Source organism: Vibrio sp. Vb1337 (genome assembly GCF_033338715.1).
In the GTDB taxonomy this organism is placed as follows: Bacteria; Pseudomonadota; Gammaproteobacteria; order Enterobacterales; family Vibrionaceae; genus Vibrio; species Vibrio alginolyticus.
The window spans coordinates 230188-246251 of record NZ_JAWOTD010000002.1 but is presented as its reverse complement, the minus strand read 5'-3'; the positions used below and the strand labels follow the sequence as shown (position 1 = coordinate 246251).

General features: G+C 44.4%; 16 protein-coding genes. 8 read left to right on the top strand and 8 right to left on the bottom strand.

Annotated features, from left to right (window positions below):
* The first annotated feature begins 7 nt into the window (after positions 1–7).
* The 3 genes from R7E42_RS02835 (at position 8) to secF (ending at position 3395) form a co-directional block, all read left to right on the top strand.
* On the top strand, positions 8–487 hold the full coding sequence (locus R7E42_RS02835; RefSeq protein WP_021449446.1) for a hypothetical protein: 480 nt from the start codon (positions 8–10) through the stop codon (positions 485–487).
* A gap of 164 nt (positions 488–651) precedes the next feature.
* A complete protein-coding gene (secD, locus tag R7E42_RS02830; protein WP_005373570.1) occupies positions 652–2490 on the top strand; it encodes a protein translocase subunit SecD in 1839 nt (612 codons plus the stop codon).
* A gap of 2 nt (positions 2491–2492) precedes the next feature.
* A complete protein-coding gene (gene secF / locus R7E42_RS02825; RefSeq protein ID WP_005373567.1) occupies positions 2493–3395 on the top strand; it encodes a protein translocase subunit SecF in 903 nt (300 codons plus the stop codon).
* Between the two features lie 58 nt (positions 3396–3453).
* On the opposite strand, the gene R7E42_RS02820 is transcribed toward secF, so the two are convergent.
* Both R7E42_RS02820 and R7E42_RS02815 read right to left on the bottom strand, forming a co-directional pair.
* Entirely contained in the window at positions 3454–3720 is a 267-nt protein-coding gene (locus R7E42_RS02820; protein ID WP_017635186.1) for a hypothetical protein, read from the bottom strand.
* Between the two features lie 15 nt (positions 3721–3735).
* Positions 3736–4356 (bottom strand): LysE family translocator, encoded by a 621-nt coding sequence (locus R7E42_RS02815; protein WP_021035942.1) that lies wholly within the window; start codon positions 4354–4356, stop codon positions 3736–3738.
* Between the two features lie 739 nt (positions 4357–5095).
* Between R7E42_RS02815 and R7E42_RS02810 the strand changes: the two genes are divergently transcribed.
* The 4 genes from R7E42_RS02810 to phaC all read left to right on the top strand — a co-directional run bounded on the left by R7E42_RS02810 (position 5096) and on the right by phaC (position 9291).
* Positions 5096–5836 (top strand): SDR family oxidoreductase, encoded by a 741-nt coding sequence (locus R7E42_RS02810; protein ID WP_005373555.1) that lies wholly within the window; start codon positions 5096–5098, stop codon positions 5834–5836.
* A gap of 12 nt (positions 5837–5848) precedes the next feature.
* Positions 5849–7057 (top strand): acetyl-CoA C-acetyltransferase, encoded by a 1209-nt coding sequence (locus tag R7E42_RS02805; protein ID WP_031812850.1) that lies wholly within the window; start codon positions 5849–5851, stop codon positions 7055–7057.
* Between the two features lie 44 nt (positions 7058–7101).
* Positions 7102–7449, top strand: coding sequence for a phasin family protein (locus R7E42_RS02800; RefSeq protein WP_005373550.1), 348 nt, complete (start codon positions 7102–7104; stop codon positions 7447–7449).
* 66 nt (positions 7450–7515) lie between these two features.
* A complete protein-coding gene (gene phaC, locus R7E42_RS02795; RefSeq protein ID WP_017819891.1) occupies positions 7516–9291 on the top strand; it encodes a class I poly(R)-hydroxyalkanoic acid synthase in 1776 nt (591 codons plus the stop codon).
* A 173-nt stretch (positions 9292–9464) separates the two neighbouring features.
* Here the strand turns inward: phaC and R7E42_RS02790 are convergent, their stop codons facing one another.
* From R7E42_RS02790 to napF, 6 genes are all read right to left on the bottom strand, one after another.
* Positions 9465–9599 carry a TIGR02808 family protein gene (locus R7E42_RS02790; protein WP_005373546.1) on the bottom strand — a complete coding sequence of 45 codons (135 nt, stop codon included), beginning with the start codon at positions 9597–9599 and terminating at the stop codon, positions 9465–9467.
* 11 nt (positions 9600–9610) lie between these two features.
* On the bottom strand, positions 9611–10189 hold the full coding sequence (locus R7E42_RS02785; RefSeq protein WP_005373542.1) for a NapC/NirT family cytochrome c: 579 nt from the start codon (positions 10187–10189) through the stop codon (positions 9611–9613).
* A gap of 28 nt (positions 10190–10217) precedes the next feature.
* Complete coding sequence (locus R7E42_RS02780) at positions 10218–10673, bottom strand: nitrate reductase cytochrome c-type subunit (protein ID WP_005389061.1); 456 nt, start codon at positions 10671–10673, stop codon at positions 10218–10220.
* A gap of 78 nt (positions 10674–10751) precedes the next feature.
* Entirely contained in the window at positions 10752–13241 is a 2490-nt protein-coding gene (napA, locus tag R7E42_RS02775) for a periplasmic nitrate reductase subunit alpha (RefSeq protein WP_005389060.1), read from the bottom strand.
* On the bottom strand, positions 13238–13546 hold the full coding sequence (locus R7E42_RS02770; protein WP_005373535.1) for a chaperone NapD: 309 nt from the start codon (positions 13544–13546) through the stop codon (positions 13238–13240). The genes napA and R7E42_RS02770 overlap by 4 nt, the downstream gene beginning before the upstream one ends.
* Before the next feature lie 47 nt (positions 13547–13593).
* The gene (gene napF / locus R7E42_RS02765; protein ID WP_318072322.1) at positions 13594–14079 is read right to left on the bottom strand and encodes a ferredoxin-type protein NapF; all 486 of its coding nucleotides are present in this window, start codon (positions 14077–14079) and stop codon (positions 13594–13596) included.
* 247 nt (positions 14080–14326) lie between these two features.
* Here napF and narQ point away from each other — a divergent pair, with 247 nt between their 5' ends.
* Positions 14327–16063 carry a nitrate/nitrite two-component system sensor histidine kinase NarQ gene (gene narQ / locus R7E42_RS02760; RefSeq protein WP_025767926.1) on the top strand — a complete coding sequence of 579 codons (1737 nt, stop codon included), beginning with the start codon at positions 14327–14329 and terminating at the stop codon, positions 16061–16063.
* Position 16064 lies beyond the last annotated feature (1 nt).

Below are 16064 nucleotides of genomic sequence, written 5' to 3'. Positions count from 1 at the left end.
AGTTCCTATGCCTTGGATTTACCTTAGAAAATTGATTTTGCTGCTATTTGCAATGGTATTGCTACCAGTGCATGTATCTGCTGCGCAAATCGATCACAAGGCTCACGTACCGCACTTTTCTAAGCTACAACCTTTTGTAGCAACAAGTGTATCGCCAAACTCTTCCGTCGATTTCTCTGAAGTTTCAGAAGAAAGTTCTCAATCTCCAGTATCTGAAGGCCATGCAAGTCTCGATTCCGTTGCTTTGTTTAACTCTCAACGCTGGACGTCTTACTTACGAGAAGGGCTTGATGACGAGCACGTAGATTTTGTCGGCGATCTCACGACTCCGTTTTACGCTGATGCGGGTTACGCATACAGCTTGATGGACATTAACTGGCGCCACAACCAGTCCACATTTTATCATTTCACAAGCGATCATCGCATTTCTGGTTGGAAAGAGACCAATGCCATGTACGTCGCACTCAATAGTCAGTTCTCTGCCTAAACACCATTTATTTGCACCATTGTGCACTCTTAACACGACGATTGTATTCGACAGGACGTGAGCGTTCTGAGCATTTCATACCCTGAATTTATTCTGGGAGCATCTGTCGTGTGTTAAGCCTTGTTATTAAAAGCTTCACTTCATCGTGAAGGGATGATGTTTACATGAAAAAAACACCAAAGCAGCAAAAGAACAGAAAGCTGATGAATCACTACTCAGCTTGGAAATATGTCGTATTAATCACGACGGTCATTATCTTAACTTTAAGTGCGATCCCAACTTGGTTTGGCGAACAGCCTTCTATCCAGTTGACGTTTGCGGATCAAAACAACAGTGAAATGTCGGTTGTTCATCTGAATCAACTGCTAAAAACCAACCATATTTCAGCCGACAAAATCATTGAAAAAGACGGCAAAACAACCATTGTATTCGATGGTGAAGATGCGCAAAGTAAAGCTCGTGCGTTGTTAAACAAAGAGCTAAATAAAGACGACAGCATCACTTTCTCATACGTATCGGTTGCGCCAGAATGGTTGAATGAGATGGGCTTTAGCCCAATTAAACTCGGTCTTGACCTTCGTGGTGGCGTTCAGTTCTTGTTGAATGTTGATGTGAATAAAGCGTTTGAAGAGCAACGTGATGCGTTGATTGATGAAATCAAAGCGAATTTACGTGATCAACGTGTTCGTGGTGTGCAAGTTCGAGCAGAAAGCGGCAACCGAATTACGGTAAACAGTGACAGCGAGCAAGCATTGTCGGAAGTGAACAAGTTCTTGCGTCAAAACTACCCTGGCTGGATTTCAAAAAGTTCATCTCGTGGCTTTGTGCTTGAACCGAGTGAACAAAATATCCAAGAATTTCAATCGTCGACTCTTCAACAAAACTTGAAGATCATGCGTGGTCGTATTGAAGAACTTGGTATCACAGAAGCACTAGTGCAACGCCAAGGTAAAGAGAGCATTCGAATTGAACTCCCTGGTGTACAAGATCCTGCTCAAGCGAAAAACGTTATTGGTGCAACAGCAAGCTTGGCGTTTTATGAAGTGAAAGATGCGAGCCAAGCACACAGCAGCCAAGATCTTGTTCTTCAAGACAATGACGGCCGTACGGTGATTTTGGCCAAACGACCAGTCCTAACGGGTGAGCACATCGTAAACGCTCGTGCTGGTGTCGACAAAATGGGTATGTCAGAAGTAAATATTTCTCTTGACCACGCTGGTGGTAAGAAAATGAGCGACTTCTCAGCAACTCACATCGGCAAGCCAATGGCGACCGTTTACCGAGAGTACAAGACAAACGATCGCGGTGTAACCGAGCGTAGTGAGCGCGTTATCAGCGTCGCGACTATTCAATCTCAACTTGGTAGCCAGTTCCGCATTACCGGAGCAGGTAGCATGGACGATGCGCAGCAGTTAGCGCTATTGCTTCGTGCGGGTTCACTAACCGCGCCGGTTACTATTGTGGAAGAGCGTACTATCGGTGCTTCTCTGGGTGCAGAAAACATTGAAAACGGTTTTGCAGCACTGGCTTTAGGTATGGGTTTAACACTGACCTTTATGGCACTTTGGTATCGCCGCTTAGGTTGGGTAGCAAACGTGGCGCTTTGTGCCAACATGCTTTGTCTGCTTGGCCTAATTGCCTTGTTACCAGGTGCGGTGCTAACGCTTCCTGGCATTGCAGGTTTAGTGTTAACCGTCGGTATGGCAGTGGACACCAACGTTATTATTTTCGAACGTATTAAGGACAAAATGCGTGAAGGCCGCAGCTTCGCTCAAGCGATTGATCTTGGCTTTGACAGCGCATTCTCGACCATCCTTGATGCCAACATTACTACCATGATCACCGCCGTGATTTTGTACGCCATCGGTAATGGCCCAATCCAAGGCTTTGCCTTAACACTCGGATTAGGTTTGTTAACCAGTATGTTTACAGGCGTATTTGCCTCTCGAGCAATGATCAATTTAATTTGGGGCCGCGATGCCCGTCGTGATGTGAGGGTTTAATCATGGTCGAAATGCTAAAACAAAATATTCGTAAAATTCGCTACTTTACTACGCTAGTTTCCATCATTTTAACGGTGATCGCGATCGTCGCTCTAGGCTTTAAAGGGTTGAACCTAGGTTTGGACTTCACTGGCGGTATGGTGACAGAAGTAAAGGTAGATAAGCAGCTAACTAACCATGATCTGCTTGACGTTCTGCAACCAAAGCTTGGTGAATCTGCGTCAGTGACACGCTCTGGTGAAGATGGCCGTTGGGTGATCCGTTACTCTGCGCCGGAAGATGGACAAACGTTGCCAAGTGTAGAAGAGGTGTTGAAGCCAATCTCTCACCAAGTTGATGTTGTCAGCAACAGTATAGTTGGCGCTCAAGTTGGCCAAGACTTGTTTGAACAAGGTGGCTTAGCATTGTTGATTTGTGTGTTGAGTATTCTCGGTTACTTGTGTTTCCGTTTTGAATGGCGTTTAGCGAGTGGTTCACTGTTTGCTTTGGCCCATGATGTGATCTTAGTGCTTGGTTTCTTTGCAATTACTCAAATGGAGTTCAACTTAACCGTTTTTGCAGCGGTGTTAGCAATTTTAGGTTACTCATTGAATGACTCGATCATCATTGCAGACCGAATCCGTGAGCTGTTGATTGCGAAACAGAGTTGGAAAACAGAAGACATCAATGACCAAGCTGTTATCGCGACGTTTTCACGCACTATGGTGACATCTGGTACGACATTGATCACTGTTGGTGCATTATGGATTATGGGAGGAGCGCCTTTGGCTGGTTTCTCAACCGCCATGTTTATTGGCGTTCTGTCGGGTACATGGTCTTCGATTTCGATTGGTACTGTGCTGCCGGAGTGGTTGAAACTGGAGCCGAAACATTATCTTCCAGTTGAGATTGACGCAGCGCCGTAGCATTATTTTTAAGGTAAAAGTGCTTGCGCCACTCATCTTGAGTGGCGCTTTTTTGTGCTTATTTCACGCGCATCAGACGATGTTTCACAAGTCCCAAATCGAACTCTAAGACTTGTGAGCGCTTCATTGCTTCGACTTTATTCAACATCGACTCTTGGTAGCCTTTCTTCTTCATCCACTGAAGAGGTACAGAGAAAGCATCTTCATTAACGACATAAGACTCGCCTTTATGCTCACCGCTATAGACGTTCACAACCCAAACTCGGGCTTGAAAGTCCAATACTTCACCCATGACTTTAGCGATTTTATTCAGAATATTTTTCATTGTTTCCAGTTTGCCTTAGCTTAGTAGCAACCAGACACCAACTCCCATCATTAAAGTGCCTGCGATACGGTTCATTAGGCGTACATTCTTAGACTGACCTAATACGTGTTTCAACCCTTTACCACCAGTAGCGTACAGAGACATGCAAATGAACTCAAACAGTAAAATAATGGAGACAAGTATGATCAGTTGCGGTGCAAGTGCTGCGTTTTGGTCTATAAAAGGCGGTAAAAGAGAAATCATAAATGCCCAGCCTTTTGGGTTTGCGATTGCGGTAACGAAGCCTTGCATGATCAGTGCGATATTGTCACTCTTTGGTGTTTCTAAGTTGTCGACATTAATCGCAAGTTTCCCTCGCGATCGCCACATTTCAACACCAAGATAGAGTAAATAACCGCCACCAATGAACTTTAACGCGATAAACATCCAAGGATAATTGAGCATAATCGCAGCGATACCTAACACCGCAGAGACTGACACTAGCGCAACACCGAGAAGTTCTCCTATCATCATCCATAACGTGCGACGATAACCGATACTCATACCTAACGTTAGGGCGAGAGTCATGCACATACCAGGCGTGATTGAGACAAAAAAGAAAGTAGGGATGAACATACTGAGCAATGCAAGATTCATATCTGTTGATGATTTAGTGATTAAAGAGAAGCCACAAAGATAGTGCAAAGTGGAAAAGGATGCTACTACAAAGCGAACGATTACTTTCACTAGTAGCTAGTTGATGTTCTTCGAATATATAAAATTAAAATGAAATTATATTTTAATCTATGCGTCATAATAGTGCGTATTGCACCAGTATGAGACAAGCTCTTATATCATTTTTAGATTAAATATATTTAATTTATTATATTTTATCGGTATTAATCATCACTGTATTAAAATAATCTAATTGATAACTAAATTATCATTAAATGCAGTAATTAAATGATATGTTTGATAATTATTTTTACTGATAATTGAATTATTATTCTAATCTCAAGTTTGTTGTAATCATATAGGCTTAAAATTCAGATCTTAAATCATGACATAATGTAACGTCTACCATTCTGTATGTAAGTGCATGATATTTAATAATTATGTTTCTATTTCTGTTGGTGTGGCTTCTGTGGAAGTGTGATTTAAAACAATGGCTTATGTAAAATTAACCATTTTATAACATTTCACGGGTAATGAGATCTAAATCAATCTTATGCAATTGGGTGAGTTTTTTATTTGAAATGTAATATTTCTAGGTTAACTTAAAATAAAGGCAGCACGGGATTGGTTGTCAAAAGAATAAATAAACACGTCAGTTGGTGAACTATTTCATCAGTGTATTAAGTTTGCTTTTTAAATGCCGTTAAGAATGGAGTCTTCAATGAAGAAAGTCGCTTTGATCACTGGATCAAAAGGCGGAATTGGTTCTGCTATTTCCTCTCAATTAGTCAATGACGGTTACCGTGTAATCGCTACTTATTTCACAGGTAACTACGAATGTGCGTTGGAGTGGTTCAACAGCAAAGGGTTTACCAAAGATCAGGTTCGCCTTTTTGAGTTGGATGTAACAAACACGACAGAGTGTGCAGAGAAATTGGCGCAATTGCTTGGGGAGGAAGGAACCATTGATGTTGTTGTCAACAACGCAGGAATCACACGTGATGGCGTGTTTAAAAAGATGACTGCGCAAGCTTGGAATGATGTCATCAATACCAACCTCAATAGTTTATTCAACGTTACGCAACCCCTCTTTGCTGCAATGTGCGAAAAAGGCGGTGGTCGTGTCATCAATATCTCTTCAGTCAATGGTCTTAAAGGGCAGTTTGGTCAAGCAAACTACTCGGCGGCGAAAGCTGGGATGATCGGTTTCTCTAAAGCCTTAGCATACGAAGGTGCTCGCTCGGGTGTGACAGTTAATGTTATCGCTCCGGGTTACACGGGTACGCCAATGGTTGAGCAAATGAAGCCAGAAGTGCTGGAATCCATCACGAACCAAATTCCGATGAAACGTCTTGCGACACCAGAAGAAATTGCAGCATCAGTGAGCTTCTTGGTCAGCGATGCGGGCGCCTACATCACCGGAGAGACTTTGTCGGTGAACGGCGGCCTATACATGCACTAAGGAGAGAAGATGATGGAAAAAGTATTTATCGTAGCGGCGAAGCGTACTCCAATTGGTGCTTTTGGTGGCAGCCTGAAAAATACTTCTGCTGGCGATCTGGCAGCAGTAGCGATTAAAGGCGCGTTGGAAGCGGCAAAGTTGCCTGGCGACAAGGTTGACGAAGTGATTGTTGGCAACGTTGTTGGTGCAGATCAAGGAATGGGTGTTGGCCGCCAAGCGGCACTGTTTGCGGGGATTCCTGAATCTGTTCCTGCATATGGCGTAAACATGGTTTGCGGTAGTGGCATGAAAACGGTCATGGATGCCGTGTCCCATATCCGTAGTGGCGATGCTGAGATCGTTGTTGCAGCGGGTGTTGAAGTCATGTCTCAGATTCCGTTTGCCGCACCAAGCAGCATTCGTGATGGCAACAAAATGGGCAATCTGGAGCTAAAAGATCTGCTCGTAGCGGACGGTTTAACCGATGTTTACAACCAATATCACATGGGTGTGACGGCAGAAAACGTAGCAAAACAAATCGGCTTAACTCGCCAGCAGCAAGACGAATACGCGCTGTCTAGCCAACAGAAAGCGGTAGCCGCTATCGAAGCTGGCAAATTTCAAGACGAAATTGTGCCAGTGGAAGTAAAGCAACGCCGTGAAACCGTGATGTTTGATACGGATGAATACCCAAAAGCGAACGCGACAATGGAAGCCTTAAGCAAGCTACGTCCTGCTTTTGACCGCGAAGGCACTGTGACTGCGGGTAATGCATCAGGTATTAACGATGGCGCGAGTGCGATTATCGTGGCGTCTGAAAGCGCAGTTAAAGCGCATGGATTAACGCCGCTTGCTGAGATCGTAAGTTATGCGCAATCGGGTCTTGATCCGAAGATCATGGGCCTAGGTCCTGTAGAGTCGGTCAATAAAGCACTCGAAAAAGCGGAACTTACAGTAAATGACATCGACGTTTACGAGTTAAACGAAGCATTTGCAGCGCAAGCACTTGGCGTGATTCATCAGTTGGCGGAAACAAACCAAGTTCCAGTTAACGCGATTCAAGATAAAGCGAACTTTAACGGTGGTGCTATCGCGCTAGGACACCCGCTTGGTGCATCTGGAAACCGAATCTTAGTCACGCTGGTTCACGAGCTTCATAAGCAAAATGGTCAATATGGCGTTGCTTCACTTTGTGTGGGCGGCGGCATGGGCACGGCTGTGGTTGTAAAGACAGTTAAGTAATTATTTAAACGGACATTTTTAATTCTTTCTCTAGGAGACAAACCATGTACACAGATTTCTTCAAAACATTTAGCGATCAAACTGAAAAAAATCTAGAACCTTATTTGAAGTTCAACAAGCTAGTGACAAAAAACGTAGAAGTGTTGACCGAGCTTCAATTGAACGCCATTCGCACATACAGTGAAGTGGGTCTAAACCAGATGAAAGCAGCGACAGAAATCAAAGACGTAACGTCATTGACTGCTTTCAACAGTCAGCAACTAAGCGTACTAACTAAACTTTCTCAACAAATGATGGATGACAGCAACAAGCTTCAAGCGATTGCAAAAGAGTTCAAAGAAGACGTTGAGAAAATGACTTCGGAAAATCTAAAGACTGTTACTCCAGCGTAATTTGTCCGATTCTCGCCGCCCCTAGATTTGGGCGGCGTTGTTTTTTCCGAATATAGGAGTAAGACTATGTTTCAACACTTCTTTTCGGACTATCTTGTGAAGCTTCAGGAAACCAATCATCAGTGGTGGCATGATTTCGAAGTGAACAAGGCAGTCGTGAACTCTCCTTTAAACAAGGCCATGCAAGAAGTGAACTTTGAGGATACTGCCAAACTGTTCGAACAAGCTGCGAATCAGCCTGCTGCGATTTTAAAGCTGCAAGCACAGTGGTGGGAACAGCAGCTGCAAATTTGGCAGAATGTTGCATTGGCAGGGAATCAAGCACAAATCGTCGAAGCTGAAAAAGGGGATAAGCGTTTCTCAAACGAAGCGTGGCAAAATGAAGCCATGTATAGCTTCATCAAACAATCCTACCTTTTATTTAGTAAGACCTATCTGGACACCATCGAGTCTTTGGAAGGCTTAGATGAAAAGACGAAAGAACGTATTATTTTTTTCTCTCGCCAAGCCATTAACGCCCTTTCTCCTTCCAACTTCATCGCCACTAACCCAGAGCTTTTGAAGCTGACACTTGAGCAAAACGGTCAAAACTTACTGGCAGGCTTAGAGCAGTTGAAAGAAGACGTTGAGTCGAGCGCAGACATTTTAAAAATTCGTATGACGAATAACAATGCATTCCGTGTGGGCGATGACGTTGCGACGACACAGGGCAATGTGGTTTTTCAAAACGAATTGTTTGAGTTGATTCAATATCGACCTCTAACAGAGAAAGTGAATGCGACGCCGCTGCTCATCGTCCCACCTTTCATCAATAAATACTATATCCTTGATTTAACGGCAAAGAACTCAATGGTTCGATGGTTGTTAGAGCAGGGGCACAGTGTATTTATGATGTCTTGGCGTAACCCAGGCAAGGCACAAGCGCACATAGAGTTTGGTGACTACGTGACAGAAGGCGTAGTGAAAGCCGTCGCTGCAATTGAAGATATAACAGGACAAGAGCAAATCAATGCTGCTGGTTATTGTATCGGTGGTACTGTTTTAGCAAGCACGGTTGCCTACTACGCTGCAAAACGTATGAAGAAGCGCATTAAGTCTGCCACTTTCTTCACCACGTTGCTCGACTTCTCTCAACCAGGTGAAGTCGGCGCGTATATCAATGACACCATTGTTAGTGCAATTGAAGCGCAAAATAACGCAAAAGGGTATATGGACGGCCGTTCCTTAAGCGTGACGTTTAGTTTACTGCGTGAAAACAGCTTGTACTGGAACTACTACGTCGACAATTACTTGAAGGGTAACAGTCCGGTTGATTTCGACTTGTTGTACTGGAATAGCGATAGCACCAACGTCAGCGCTGCATCTCACAATTTCTTGCTTCGCGAGCTCTATTTAGAGAACAAGCTGGTGCAAGATAAAGGCGTCAAAATTGGTGGAGTATGGATTGATCTAAATAAGATCAAAATTCCTAGCTATTTTGTGTCAACGAAAGAAGACCATATTGCGTTATGGCAGGGAACTTACCGTGGTGCGCTGAACACGGGTGGTAACAAAACATTTGTCCTCGGTGAGTCTGGTCATATTGCGGGCATCGTGAACCCGCCAGCTAAAAATAAGTATGGTTATTGGTTGAACGATAATTTGGATGACTCTGCTGATGAGTGGTTGAATAACGCGGAACACAAAGAGGGATCGTGGTGGACACACTGGAACGAGTGGTTACTCCAATTCAACCCTAAAGAGCAAGTTGAGCCTTTCCCTATTGGCTCAGAAAACCATCCGGTTATTGATGAAGCGCCAGGACAATACGTCAAACAGGTTCTGCCAGTAAAAGAATCTTAAACAACTCCCTATAGCAGTAAATCTTAGCGGCCTTTATGGTCGCTTTTTTTATGTATGATTGCTTGTTTATTTATTGTTGGCAGTACCATTGAGCAATAAATAAAAAGCGCCGAGCATTTGCTCGGCGCTCAGTGTCAACAAATAGGCTAGTTGACGAGTAGAGATGCGTTACGTTACACCTCTTTATCCTTACCAAATGACAGCAGCCAGAGAGAGATTGCTGCTACCGCCACAAAGCCGGAAAGAATAATCACTGGCATAGCACTGTAGCCAAGGATATGCCAAATTACAGATTCTAATGTACTCATGGTAAGTCTCCTTAGTGCCAGCCTTCAACGCCGCTCATGTCTGGTAGTTTGTGCGCAATACCTTTGTGACAGTCTACACATGTTTTCTCGCCTGAAGCTAGAGCGGTGGAGTGTTGTTCTGCCGCACGTGATCCTTGCTGAGAGTAATCCATGAAATCAAACTCATGACAGTTACGACATTCAAGAGAGTCATTCTTTTTCATACGTGCCCACTCTCGCTCTGCGAGGTGTCCACGACGCTCTTGGAACTTCTCTGGCGTATCGATCGTCTTCGTTACGAAGTGTGCAAATAGCTCTTTAGATGCCTGTACTTTACGAACGATCTTATCCGTCCATTCATGAGGAACGTGACAGTCTGAACAAATCGCACGAACACCAGATCGGTTGGAGTAGTGAATTGTTTCTTGAATTTCAGCAACGATCGGCGCGTGACAGCCAGAACAGAATTCTTCTGTGTTGGTTGCTTCCATACCTGTGTTGAATGCGCCCCAAAATAGAAGGCCACCAGCGAAGCCTAGAAATAAAACCACACCAGCGGCAGCTTTACTCGGGCTCGACAGTCTCTTCCAAAACGCTTTAAGTATTTTCATAAGTAACCTCTTAGTACTCGCGTTTCAATTACTGAAGCGAATCGACTGCCTTAAACTCGTTTTCCACTAGTGGTTTTGCATCCGTTTGTGGAACGTGACATTGCAAACAGAAGTAACGACGAGGAGACATATCTGCCAGTACCGCATCTTCTCTGTTTACATAGTGCGTTACGCTAATTTTAGTCGCACCTGACTCTTTTGCATTTTTCCAGCTATGACATGCAAGACACTTGTTAGCATTTAACGAAATTTCGTAGTGACGAATGCTGTGTGGGATCAACGGTGGTTGATAAACATAGCTGTCTTCAACAATTTGATCTTTAGGGAAGTCTTTGAACTCGTCTGCTGGACGCGTATCTTCCAATTGAGACATTCCACGTAAAGATTCTAGACCTCCAATACCACCTGGATTATCCAACTCAGCTTGCGCAATGCCTGTCACTAACGCACCTACAGATAAAACTGCGACAAGTAATTTTTTCATCATTTCATCTCCGCCTTTATGGCTTAAATTCTTTATTAGGCCGCCATAATGACGGCCGTAGCATTCAGTATCTGAAGGTTAAGCAATCTTAGTGATTTTGACTGGGCACTTCTTAAAGTCTGTCTGTTTAGACAGTGGATCAGTCGCATCTAGGATAAGCTTGTTAATCAAAATACGTGCATCAAAGAACGGTACGAATACCAAGCCTTTTGGCGGACGGTTACGACCGCGAGTTTCAACACGAACGCGTACTTCACCGCGTTTGTTTGCCATGAGTACTTCTTCACCACGACGAACATTGCGTGCTTTTGCGTCTTCTGGGTGCATGTAACACACTGCGTCTGGTACTGCTTTGTATAATTCAGGTACACGACGAGTCATGGTGCCTGTGTGCCAATGCTCAAGAACACGACCAGTACATAACCACATATCAAATTCATCGTTCGGTACTTCTGGTGGCGCTTCGTATGGCGCGGAAATGATCTTCGCTTTGCCGTCAGCATTGCCGTAGAAGTCCCAACCAGAACCTTCTTTCGCGTATGGGTCTGAACCTTCTTTAAAGCGCCACTGTGTTTCCTTACCATCAACAACAGGCCAACGTAGACCACGCACTTGGTGGTAGCGGTCGTATGGAGCCAAATCATGACCGTGACCACGGCCAAATGTTGCGTATTCCTCAAATAGACCTTTTTGAACATAGAAACCGAAGTGGTGAGCATCGTCATTCAGTTCACGAGCTTCTTCGATAGGGAATTTGTCGACGTTACCATTGCGGTAAAGTACGTCGTACATTGTTTTACCACGGTATTGAGGCGCTTTCGCTAGAAGCTCTTCAGGCCACACTTCTTCCATTTTGAAGCGTTTCGAGAACTCCATTAGCTGCCAAAGGTCCGATTTTGCTTGACCGACTGTGCCCACTTGTTGGTACCAAGCTTGGGTACGACGCTCTGCGTTACCGTAAGCACCTTCTTTTTCAATCCACATTGCGGTAGGAAGAATAAGGTCTGCTGCTTGTGCTGTTGCTGTCGGGTATGGGTCAGACACAACGATGAAGTTTTCTGGGTTGCGGTAACCTGGAAGACGTTCTGTGTTGATGTTTGGACCGGCTTGCATGTTGTTGTTACATTGAACCCAGTAACAGTTCAGAACGCCGTCATTCAGCATACGGTCTTGCAATACGGCGTGGAAGCCAGGTTTTGGTGGAATCGTACCTTCTGGCAGTTTCCAGATGTCTTCTGCAATCTTACGGTGTTTAGGGTTAGCAACCACCATGTCCGCTGGTAGGCGGTGAGCAAACGTACCAACCTCACGAGCGGTACCACATGCTGATGGTTGGCCCGTTAGTGAGAATGGGCTGTTCCCCGGAGTCGAGATCTTACCGGTTAGTAGGTGGATGTTGTAAACCAAGTTATTCATCCATACACCACGAGTATGCTGGTTCATGCCCATTGTCCATAGAGACATCACTTTCGTGTTTGGATCCGCGTATTGCTTCGCAAGCTCGATAAGCTTCTCTTTCTCAACACCAGAGATTTCAGATGCTTTCTCTACTGTGTATGGCGCTACTGATTTCTTGTACTCTTCGAATGAGATAGAAGTGAGTTTGCCAGAGTTCGGGTTCTTCGCTGCTTTTTGTAGCGGATCATCGTCACGTAGACCGTAGCCGATGTCAGTGTCTGCTTGAGTGAAGTTCGTGTGTTTGTTCACGAAGTCCCAGTTTACTGCATCGTTTTCGATGATGTAGTTTGCGATGAAGTTAGCAATTGCAAGGTCAGACTGAGGATTGAAAATGTAGCCGTGGTCTGCCAACTCAAATGAACGATGGTAGTAAGTAGAAAGCACGTTCACTTTAACGTGAGGGTGGCTTAGGCGGCGGTCAGTAATGCGAGTCCATAGAACCGGGTGCATCTCTGCCATGTTTGAGCCCCAAAGAACGAAAGCGTCTGCGTTCTCGAAGTCATCGTAACAACCCATTGGCTCATCGATACCGAATGCGCGCATGAAACCTACAACGGCAGAAGCCATACAGTGACGAGCGTTTGGATCAATGTTGTTTGATCGGAAGCCTGCTTTCATTAACTTTGATGCAGCGTAGCCTTCCATTACTGTCCATTGGCCTGAGCCAAACATACCTACGCTTGTTGGGCCTTTTTTCTCGAGGGAAGCTTTCCATTTCTCAGCCATGATGTCGAAAGCGTCATCCCAAGAGATAGGTGTAAATTCACCATCTTTGTGGAATTTGCCATCTTTCATTCGTAGCATCGGTTGAGTTAGACGGTCTTGACCGTACATGATCTTAGAAAGGAAGTAACCTTTGATACAGTTCAGACCTTTGTTTACTGGTGCTTCTGGGTCACCCTGTGTTGCTACCACTTTGCCGTTTTGAGTGCCAACAAGAACAGAACAGCCTGTACCACAGAAACGACAAGGTGCTTTGTCCCATGTGATTTTGGTTTGATCAGAGCTTGCTATCAGGTTGGCTGCAGATGCTGGTAGTGTCACACCTGCGACAGCAGCAGCTGATGCAGCCGCGTTTGCTTTCACAAACGCACGTCTTGTCATTTTCATACTTCACCCTCGATTTGGGAATGTTGTGTTCCAGTGTCTTCTTCATCCGTTTCTTCAAGCCCAGTTTCGATTTGGTGATAAACCAATACCGTGCTTAAGACGTTCGGTAAATTGTTAATGGCATCGATAGTGTCTGTGATGAAACCTTGGTTCTCAGTTTCAAGTACGACGATAATCTTGCCTTCAGGACTGTCACCATAGATTTCCGCATTTTCGTGTGCTTCTATCTTTTGTTTGATTTCGTCCAAATGTTCCGGCAGCACATGTACTACCAAACTTGAAATATGCACTTCATTTAGTGACATATAGCTCTCTCATTTATTTTTATTGCCTTTGGCCGACGACATTCGGCTTAGGCTGTTATATTGCTCACATTGATGGATGAAGTCGGGCACACTGAAACACAGGCGCCGCAGCCGTTACACTCATCAAGGTCTAAATTGGGTTGTGCTACTTTCCCCAGTTCTAATTTGAACTGAATTGCCATCGGGTCGCACATATCCCCACAGCTTCGGCATTCGACATTTTGTTTTGCTAAGCAGTTATCGTTGATACTTGCTTTTGCTTGCCAAGGTTGTTCTGTTTCTGGCAAGAAAAGGGGCTCAGGACAGGCGTTTGCACATTGATAGCAAAATGTGCATTCATCGATGGAAAAATCGACCGAGGGGAATCCGCCATCACTTTTGGTTATAATCTTTGTTTCACAGGCCTCAATGCATTTACCGCAGCGAGTGCAATCGTCCGTAAACTGTTCCGGTTTAGTTAACCAAGGCAAACGTACGGCGTTGTCGGGGTGCGCTTTTCTTGCAAAGAGTCTTCTTCTGGAAAGGTCTACCACTTAGTCACCTCGAAACTTGGAACCCAAACTAAGCATAGTCCACAATTTTCATTAATAAACTGTCATTTAAACTAACGAAATTGTAGTTTTTGACATATTTGTATAAATACCTCTTAGGGGGTAAATGGTATGCAATATTGTTTTGGATCAATAAATTCCGTCGCAGGTGATCACATATTGATAAAGTTGAAAGGTAATGGGTTCATTGCACGTACAAATAGGATTGTTAATGGGCGAGGAACTCAGATTGTTTAAAAATGTGAAAAAGTCAGTGACGCGCACGATTGCGTCCGCGATGCTTCTTATTTTGCTGCTCTCAGTCGCTACGACTGGTTTTGCGATTTTTACGTTAGCGTCCAGTTTGAACGATGCTGAAGCCGTCAATGTTGCTGGCTCGATGCGAATGCAAAGCTACCGTCTGGCGAATGATATTCAGGTTAAATCTGTTGACTATTCTTCACATATTGACGCATTTGAACATTCGATATATTCACCTTCAATGAAAGCGCTTCAGCATTGGTCTGTGCCTGAAGACATCACTCACGATTACTACCGTCTTATTATCAGATGGCATGAACTCAAGGCGGTGCTTAGAGGAGACAACCCGGCAGAATATCAACTCCTAGTGGCCGGTTTTGTTGAACAAATCGATGAGTTTGTATTTAAGCTGCAAAGCTTTTCGGAGCAAAAACTGATTAACTTAGCCTGGATCGGCGGGTTAGGGTTGGGTGGCATCCTTTGTGTCAGTATGTTTGTCGTTCATTTTGTGCGCCTCGAAGTTGTTCGGCCTCTGCGTGCCTTAGTTTTTGCTAGCGAGCAAATTAAAAATCGCTCATTCAATATATCGCTCAATGTATCTAGCGATAATGAAATGGGAATACTGACTCGAACCTTTAACCGGATGGCGACAGACCTTGGTAAGTTGTACCGAGGATTAGAGCAAGCGGTTGATGAGAAAACACGTAAATTGCAGCATGCCAACCAGTCTTTAGAAGTGCTGTATGACTCGTCAAAAGAACTCACGGCGTCGCGTATTAATCAAGACAATTTCCAGGCGATTTTGCAGCATATTGTCAGTCTTGAGGGCATTAAAGCGGTCAAACTTGAAATCGAGCAGCTGGGAGAACCGAGCTGGATATTGATGGAAGGAGAAGAATGCTGCCAAGATTGTGATGAAGATTGCCACGGTAAAGCCCTGATGCTAGATGGCGAGCACTTGGGCTATTTATATTGGAAAGCAGGGTTACCTTGTCCGAACGAGGCTCTTATTGACAACTTCGTGCAGATTTTATCACGCGCCGTGTATTACAATCGGGCGCAGCGCCAAGCAGAACAAATTCTGCTGATGGAAGAGCGAGCCACTATTGCTCGGGAGTTGCATGATTCATTGGCTCAAGCACTCTCTTACTTAAAAATTCAGGTCGCTTTGTTAAAGAGAAGCGTAAAGAACTTACCTGACGAAAAGGCGATCGCGCAGGCTAATCAAGTTATTGCTGAGCTAGATACGGGCTTATCTGCGGCTTATACGCAGTTACGCGAGTTGCTGACGACGTTTCGTCTTACGATTAAAGAGGGCAGTTTTGGCCAAGCATTGCAAGACATGGTTGAAACGCTCAGTGAACAAACTGCTGCGGACATTACGCTAAAAAATAGACTTTCATCAACTGAACTGGATGCACATCAGCAGGTTCATTTACTACAGTTGATAAGAGAAGCGGCAATTAATGCTATCAAACATGCGCAAGCAGATAATATTCACATTCAATGTCTCGATAATGATGGAAAAGTCACAGTAACCGTTAGCGACGATGGAATAGGCTTTGAACATCAAGACGAAAAATTAAATCATTACGGTATGAGTATCATGCAAGAGCGGGCCGCTAGACTGCATGCCGATCTTCACATCGAAGCATCGATAAACAAAGGTTGTACCGTAAAATTAGAATTCCAACATAGTAAGGAAGTAAACAGTGACAGTGTGTAAA

What these genes read in the sequence shown, in the direction of transcription:
- R7E42_RS02835 (WP_021449446.1), top strand. Translation starts at nt 8, where the DNA reads ATGCCTTGGATTTACCTTAGAAAATTGATTTTGCTGCTATTTGCAATG.
- secD (WP_005373570.1), top strand. Translation starts at nt 652, where the DNA reads ATGAAAAAAACACCAAAGCAGCAAAAGAACAGAAAGCTGATGAATCAC.
- secF (WP_005373567.1), top strand. Translation starts at nt 2,493, where the DNA reads ATGGTCGAAATGCTAAAACAAAATATTCGTAAAATTCGCTACTTTACT.
- R7E42_RS02820 (WP_017635186.1), bottom strand. Translation starts at nt 3,720, where the DNA reads ATGAAAAATATTCTGAATAAAATCGCTAAAGTCATGGGTGAAGTATTG.
- R7E42_RS02815 (WP_021035942.1), bottom strand. Translation starts at nt 4,356, where the DNA reads ATGAATCTTGCATTGCTCAGTATGTTCATCCCTACTTTCTTTTTTGTC.
- R7E42_RS02810 (WP_005373555.1), top strand. Translation starts at nt 5,096, where the DNA reads ATGAAGAAAGTCGCTTTGATCACTGGATCAAAAGGCGGAATTGGTTCT.
- R7E42_RS02805 (WP_031812850.1), top strand. Translation starts at nt 5,849, where the DNA reads ATGGAAAAAGTATTTATCGTAGCGGCGAAGCGTACTCCAATTGGTGCT.
- R7E42_RS02800 (WP_005373550.1), top strand. Translation starts at nt 7,102, where the DNA reads ATGTACACAGATTTCTTCAAAACATTTAGCGATCAAACTGAAAAAAAT.
- phaC (WP_017819891.1), top strand. Translation starts at nt 7,516, where the DNA reads ATGTTTCAACACTTCTTTTCGGACTATCTTGTGAAGCTTCAGGAAACC.
- R7E42_RS02790 (WP_005373546.1), bottom strand. Translation starts at nt 9,599, where the DNA reads ATGAGTACATTAGAATCTGTAATTTGGCATATCCTTGGCTACAGTGCT.
- R7E42_RS02785 (WP_005373542.1), bottom strand. Translation starts at nt 10,189, where the DNA reads ATGAAAATACTTAAAGCGTTTTGGAAGAGACTGTCGAGCCCGAGTAAA.
- R7E42_RS02780 (WP_005389061.1), bottom strand. Translation starts at nt 10,673, where the DNA reads ATGAAAAAATTACTTGTCGCAGTTTTATCTGTAGGTGCGTTAGTGACA.
- napA (WP_005389060.1), bottom strand. Translation starts at nt 13,241, where the DNA reads ATGAAAATGACAAGACGTGCGTTTGTGAAAGCAAACGCGGCTGCATCA.
- R7E42_RS02770 (WP_005373535.1), bottom strand. Translation starts at nt 13,546, where the DNA reads ATGTCACTAAATGAAGTGCATATTTCAAGTTTGGTAGTACATGTGCTG.